Below are 6673 nucleotides of genomic sequence, written 5' to 3'. Positions count from 1 at the left end.
GGCCAAATGTATTACGCTTTCTTGCTATAGCCCTTGCAGTAATACTCGTGTCATTAATCTCATCATTTTTTAATGAGGGGATATTTGCTAGCTTAGGTTTAATCTGGAAGTCACGTTTATCAGTTACTCTTACAAATTTAAGAGCCTTTCCTGAAGAAGGGTTGGTTGATACAATATCTTTTATATCGATCTCCCCTCTGTTTGTTGCACACCCTGTCATAATGATCAACAGAATAGTAGTGACAGTTGATTTAATGATGTTTTGCATAGTTTATCCTTTTATTGAAAACCGCTGTTTTTAGCCCTGTTGTTTTGTTAGGCAATAAGCCAGCCAGCACCACAACTGATACCAAATACATAGGATGATGCTAACTGTGCAAATAAATATTTCCGTCCACCTAATTTGAAGCAAAGCCCCCCAAAGCAACTCTATACTGGCTTGCTAATATCAGGGTAGAAACAGAGCACTTCAACACCTGCGTTTTTAGCTTGTTCAAATAATTCAGCATACTTTAAATCAATATGCCTGGCAGCATCTACTGTTTGAATACCAGTATGAAGAACAGCAAACAACAATACGCTTCTATAACCTTGCTCGTGCATCTCAATTAGTTCACGCAGATGTTTTTGACCACGCGTAGGACTGCATCGGGAAAGAAGCCTTTCCCTTCACCAAACTGCTCATCGAGCAATGTACAGCTTTTCACTTCAAGATAGCAATTGGCTTTCTTTTCATCGCTTAAAAGAAAATCTATGCGGCTATTTTCACTGCCATATTTCACTTCTGCTTTGATCTTGTTATAACCAGAGAGTGCTTCGATAGCACCGTTTTTCAACGCATTGCCAACAATCTGATTAGCTCTCGCTGTATTAATACAAATCCAGTGATCCGTTTTAGTATGAGTCAGTTCCCAAGTGTATTGATATTTACGTTTTGGGTTGTCTGAGGTGCTATACCAGACTTCATCACCAATATCTGCACAAGTTAGTCATTGCTCCCGTATTTGGGCAGTAGATAGTCATTATATCGCCCCCCGGCAATGTAACATCGGCCAGGAATCGCTTGTAACGCTTAATTAATGTGGCTTTTTGCAGATTGCTAAACATCTTTTAACCTGTCATTGAATTGGCCAGTAGAATTTCCCTCTCTGCTAGCTGAGTCAGCCCATTAACAAAGATGAGGCTGTAACTTTTTATTTTAAATATAAAGAGTTTGAGCTTTGGTCTTGAATTTTGCATTAAAAATCAAAATTCAAGACCCGAAAATCCTGGGTGTATCTACTTTTCAACAGAAACTAATAAACCTTCTTTACCTGCTAAGATTACCGACACGTCCCCCTCTTTAATAGACCATTTAGTATCGCTAAGTACACTGTGTAATGAGCCTGATTCAATCCCCAATTGCCACATAGGTAAATGCAATGTTTGCTCGGATTCACCGTTATTAATTAAACAAATATAACATTCCTTATCAGTTGTTCTGGCAAAGGCAAAATGCTGATTCTCAGCCATTAACCATTGCACACTTCCAGATTTAAGCGCTGTTGATGATTTTGTTAGCGCAATCAGTTTCTTTATAAAATCAAATGTCTGCGGTTTATAACCCGTTTCAGTTCTTTCCCAAGGGAAACAGCGACGATTATCGGGATCTTGCCCCCCCTGTAGATCAACTTCTGTTCCGTAGTAAACACAAGGGGTACCCACATATGCAAAAAGCATCATTAGCGCTAAATGCATAGTGTTAGCATTATCATTAACCATGCTAAGAAAACGCATCGTGTCATGACTATCAAGCTGATTAAGTTGAGACAGTTGGTTTAACCAAGGCAGTTTGCATCGAGCTTCATTGAGCCATGCCATTAGCTCTTGCGCATCAATTTCAGATGGGTGATACGAGATATCTTTTTGCGCGAAAAAGGCGCGAATCGGGTGAGAAAAACCGTAATAATTCATTGCCCCGTCTTCTTGATCGCCTTGTAACCAGTTAGACGCTTCAAAGAAATGTTCTCCCAGTATGTAACAATTAGGGTTTACCGATTTTGCAGCGTTACGGAATGCTTTTACATAATGGGCGTTATTTAACGCACCTGCGCCTTCACCAAGCATATGAATAACATCGAAACGCCAAGCGTCAATATTATACGGTGGTTGTAACCAGTGTTTGATGACCGCATCATCACCTGCATAGATATAGTCTTGAACCTCTGGATTCGAGAAATTCAATTTAGGTAAACTAGCTATGCCATTCCAACCGATATACTCATTGCTATTACCGGTAAATTGATAATGCTGACGGTATGGCGATGTCGGATTATCATATGCGCCAATTTCCTGAGTCGAGGAATTACGCTTGTACATATCGAACCAAGCATGATCGACTGAGGTGTGGTTGTACACGGCATCAAGCATTATCTTCATATCGCGTTGATGTAACTCTTCCACCATCTCTGCAAATAGTTTATTTGTCCCAAGATGAGGATCAACATTCAGGTAATCTGTGGTGTCATACTTATGATTACTGGGTGCCGTAAAGATCGGGTTTAAATATAGCGCAGTAACGCCCAAGCTCTGCAGGTAATCAAGCTTGTTGTAAATACCCTGCAAGTCACCACCGAAGAATTCACTCGGCCCATCCTTGCCATGATCAGAAACAGGCTCTCCCCATACTTTTGCAATGGTTGGTTTTTGATCTCCGCGTAAACAGTATTCACCAGATTGAACACTAATTGCAGGATTACCATTGCAGAAACGGTCTGGAAAGATTTGGTAGAAAACTTGTTCTTTTACCCATTCAGGCGGTTGATGCTGGCTGTTATATTTAAAGTGCTTCTCTTTACCCGGAATACGGGGAGAGATACCGCATCCATCTAACCACCATTGACGGCTGTTTTGCAGCACTTTAAATGTGTAGAAGGTAATCTCTTTATCACTGTTTATTGGTATCTCACCATACCAATATTGAATACGGCCTTTGCTTTCACCGCGTTGCATATTAATCAGTTGTTCCTCATTATCTGGTTCACAGCGAATGAAAATGGCGGAAATCAGTGTGTCAGTATCACTGACCATGGTAATCTTGAGGCAATTATGTGTTGGGATCAGCCAGCGACTATCCTGTCCATGGTAAAGAAATGGTATTTTCATTGGACTCTCTCTTTATGCAGTTGTTTTAATTATCTGTAATCGAAAAAGACATCCATATCTTAAGAAGGATCGAGGATCACCTATTAGATAAGTTCTGGTCAAGTGAGTTGGTAAATTTCCTTGTTATTTACCAACTTGTACATGCATAGTTGCACAGCTATTGCGATTGGCTTTAGCCATTAACTACACGCAATCAAGTGCTGGCGGATATTTAAACGGTTACGGGGTCACTTACGCTAAATTCACGTTTTTATTGTTCCACAAAGCGTCTAAGTTGTTGTTGAAAACGCTCGTTTTCTCTCTGCAAAGATTCCTTTTGCTGCATTAAATCAATCACCAGCGCCACCGCTACCCAATCAATTTCTAAGTCTTGATAAAGGCGTACAGCTTTCTTTATCCAGTGAACACTGGAAGTTTCAAAGACCCAATCAGGCGTATCCGAACCTTCAATCGGCTCTACGATTCCATATTCAACAATTTCAATGATAATTTCACTTTCTATGCACTCGAGCTGACATAATTCGCTGAGTGAAACATTTGATAATGTCTGAATCATTTGAGTTTACTCCACTCACTTCGGGGATCAAAAGCTGCGCATTCAGAAAGCTCGCGCCACAAATGATTGGCCTTTGTGCTGCTGGCAGCTGGCATAACTACCTTAATGATGGCGTAAAGATCACCCGTCACTGTTTTTCCTTTCAAGCCCTTACCTTTGATACGCAATTTTTTTCCAGATTGACTGTTAGGTCTTATCGTCAAGTTTATGCTGCCTTCTAATGTCGGCACGGTAACCTTAGCCCCCAAGGCCGCCTCCCAAGGTGTAAGCGGTAAGGTTAAAATCAGGTTATGTCCCTGCACATCAAATAATGGGTGAGGCACTAAACGAATGTGCAAATAAAGATCGCCAGCTCCGCCGCCGCCATAGCCTGAAGCTCCCTGTCCCTTAACGCGGATACGCTCACCATCCATCACGCCTTCCGGTATTCTCACCTTCAACTGTTTTTTGCCGCCATCAGAAACAGGGAGCTGATATTCCACCGTTTTAATATGTTTGTTAACTGTTTCTTCTAAAAAAATCGGCATCTCTATTTCAACATCCTGACCTCTGGCGTGGCGCTGCTGTGTCCGCTGAGTAAAAGGAGATTGATAGCTTTGCCCCCCGAAAATCGAGTTGAAAAAATCGGAAAAATCATCGCCAAATGGTGAACTGCTTTGCTCAAAAGAGTGACTGGCACGTTGCCAGCCGGGAGGTGGCTCAAATCCTTTATTAGACTGTCGGCCATATTTGCACAACTCATCGAACCTTGCTCTGCGACCTGGATTTTTCAGTACTTCATAAGCTTCAGCAACTTCTTTAAATTTTGCTTCAGCTCCCTCGTCAGGATTCATATCGGGATGATACTTGCGTGCCAGCTTACGATAGGCGGTTTTAATCTCCTGAGTGTCCGCGTCAACTTTCACACCGAGTATTTTGTAGTAATCTTTAAATTCCATAAAAACATCCTAAAAAGATAACAGCCGCAAAGAGCAATCCATATCGAGAGCTTCTCGCTCAACCTTTATCGCAAGGTTATAACCAAGTTTAGGCGTTAACACAGTTATTGCAGATATTCATTTCAATCCAGATCACATTTAACGATAGCCGAGTATCGCTGCAAAACATTCGCTCTTTATAGAGCTCTTTCTTAAGGAATATGTTGTAATGGTACGTAATGCGAACAGTTAGGTTAATAGACTCACAAGATTAAAATACACACTGAGCAGAGCTCGCATTTCACAGTTAAATTCGCACGGAATGCCTGGCTTAGATGTTGTTGGAGATAAATAATGAAGTACAAATGGATCCTGTTTGATGCCGATGAGACCCTGTTCCACTTCGATGCTTTCAAAGGATTGCAGTTAATGTTTTCACGCTATGATATGGATTTTAGCCAACATGATTACGATGAGTATCAAATCACCAATAAACCACTTTGGATCGATTACCAGAACGGCACTATTAGCGCAGAACAACTGCAAAATATTCGTTTTCAAGGCTGGGCTGAAAAACTTGAGGTAACCACTCAAGCACTAAATAGTGATTTTCTGCTGGCGATGGCCGATATCTGTGCCCCTTTGACTGGTGCTAAAGAATTACTCGCATCACTTCACGGTAAGGTGAATATGGGAATTATTACCAATGGTTTTACTGAGCTTCAGGAAATTCGCTTAAAACGAACAGGCTTCAAGGAGTATTTCTCATCATTGGTTATTTCTGAACAGATTGGCATTGCAAAACCAGATGTGGGTATTTTTGAACATGCACTTGCAGAAATGGGCCAGCCTGAAAAACACCATGTGCTGATGGTTGGTGATAATCCTCATTCAGATATTTTAGGCGGTTTAAATGCCGGCATTGATACTTGCTGGCTGAATGTTGACGGGCTGGATAATCCTGCAGGCATAACACCGCATTACCAAGTCAGTTCTTTAAAAGAGCTGCAACTGTTACTTCACCAGGCGGTAGCACAAACAAAAGATATAGACTAGATATACCCAAACTACTTGAAGATGCTGATTCAGAGGCTCGCTCGAATGTCAGATCAAGGCACAACATGAAGAGAATGGTTATTCCCTTTTCAAATGTTGTAACGCATAGCTGGCTTTCGAGCGAACCTCCCGTAGGGCAAGGTGAGAGGCAACCATCTTCAGTGTTATGAAGTATTGATTTAGAGTGACTAGATCTTCAACTTCATGCCTTGAATATGGTCACCTCTCAACTTGCTGATTCCTGCATCTTCAAGTAGCTTGGGTATAGATTTAATAAATAAGCTTCGAGCCTGTAAACTGGCAGATAATTCATCTGCCTGCTGTAGTTTGCTAAGTTTTTAGTTAAGAGACTGCGCTGCAGACAGTTACTGGTTTCGGATTAGCCCGCTAGGCAATCAAATGGCTAAAAATCAATATGATCTTTGTTTTTCAACCTGTTTTCCACTGTTTCAATCACTCTTTTTACAGTCACATTGGCCGGCAGCGCATTCTTAAATCCATCTGTTATTATCTGTTTTTCCAGTTTCAATATTTCACTGCGTAATGCTTGATTACGGTTATTAATAATACGCATTTGTAACTGTTGACCCGCTACATCTTTTTTAAGCCGTTGATGCACAGCACGACGGTAAATTAATTTTTTATTCACCTGAAAAATAATACCTGCAAAGGCGAAAATGACTAATCCGATAATCACATATAAGAGAAACATATAACTCTCCAACCTATTTATTGCAATCCGCTTAATTATCAGAAAAAAAGGTTATTCACTGTCATTATAAGAATTTTATCCGCTTATCTCTTATTTAATTTCCAAGTATGCCGCAGAAGTTTCATGGGAGGGTTTTCTCCGCAAAATTGCCAATCCCAAGACTTTTCAATAAAGTAGCACTGGAACATAACCCGCGATTCCCGGTAGTGACGAAGAAAATAACGAAAAATCCGCCACGCCATACGCGGACTGGTGTACCAACCACGCAGCATTCTGGCCATCCGGTAA

General features: G+C 41.0%; 7 protein-coding genes and 1 pseudogene. 1 reads left to right on the top strand and 7 read right to left on the bottom strand.

Translation table 11 applies throughout. The annotated features are described in order from the left end of the window. From AC4GME_RS16215 to AC4GME_RS16195, 5 genes and pseudogenes are all read right to left on the bottom strand, one after another. A partial coding sequence (locus AC4GME_RS16215) for a hypothetical protein (RefSeq protein ID WP_490379771.1) occupies window positions 1–268 on the bottom strand: 268 nt, incomplete at its 3' end. 161 nt (window positions 269–429) lie between these two features. Next, window positions 430–1107, bottom strand: a pseudogene (gene sfsA / locus AC4GME_RS16210) (DNA/RNA nuclease SfsA). A gap of 171 nt (window positions 1108–1278) precedes the next feature. Next, window positions 1279–3144 carry a maltodextrin glucosidase gene (malZ, locus tag AC4GME_RS16205; protein WP_490379770.1) on the bottom strand — a complete coding sequence of 622 codons (1866 nt, stop codon included), beginning with the start codon at window positions 3142–3144 and terminating at the stop codon, window positions 1279–1281. 250 nt (window positions 3145–3394) lie between these two features. Next, on the bottom strand, window positions 3395–3700 hold the full coding sequence (locus tag AC4GME_RS16200) for a chaperone modulator CbpM (protein ID WP_490375862.1): 306 nt from the start codon (window positions 3698–3700) through the stop codon (window positions 3395–3397). Next, entirely contained in the window at window positions 3697–4638 is a 942-nt protein-coding gene (locus tag AC4GME_RS16195; protein WP_490375863.1) for a DnaJ C-terminal domain-containing protein, read from the bottom strand. The genes AC4GME_RS16200 and AC4GME_RS16195 overlap by 4 nt, the downstream gene beginning before the upstream one ends. A 333-nt stretch (window positions 4639–4971) precedes the next feature. Here AC4GME_RS16195 and yjjG point away from each other — a divergent pair, with 333 nt between their 5' ends. Continuing rightward, the gene (gene yjjG / locus AC4GME_RS16190) at window positions 4972–5673 is read left to right on the top strand and encodes a pyrimidine 5'-nucleotidase (RefSeq protein ID WP_490375864.1); all 702 of its coding nucleotides are present in this window, start codon (window positions 4972–4974) and stop codon (window positions 5671–5673) included. A gap of 403 nt (window positions 5674–6076) precedes the next feature. On the opposite strand, the gene AC4GME_RS16185 is transcribed toward yjjG, so the two are convergent. Next, window positions 6077–6385 (bottom strand): hypothetical protein, encoded by a 309-nt coding sequence (locus AC4GME_RS16185; RefSeq protein ID WP_490375865.1) that lies wholly within the window; start codon window positions 6383–6385, stop codon window positions 6077–6079. Between the two features lie 83 nt (window positions 6386–6468). Continuing rightward, the coding region (locus tag AC4GME_RS16180) for a hypothetical protein (protein WP_490379769.1) at window positions 6469–6673 on the bottom strand (205 nt) is incomplete at its 5' end.

The sequence above is a fragment of the Psychromonas sp. genome (assembly GCF_983033635.1).
Note: the sequence above shows the minus strand (reverse complement) of the source record. Positions and strands in the feature narration are given on the sequence as shown.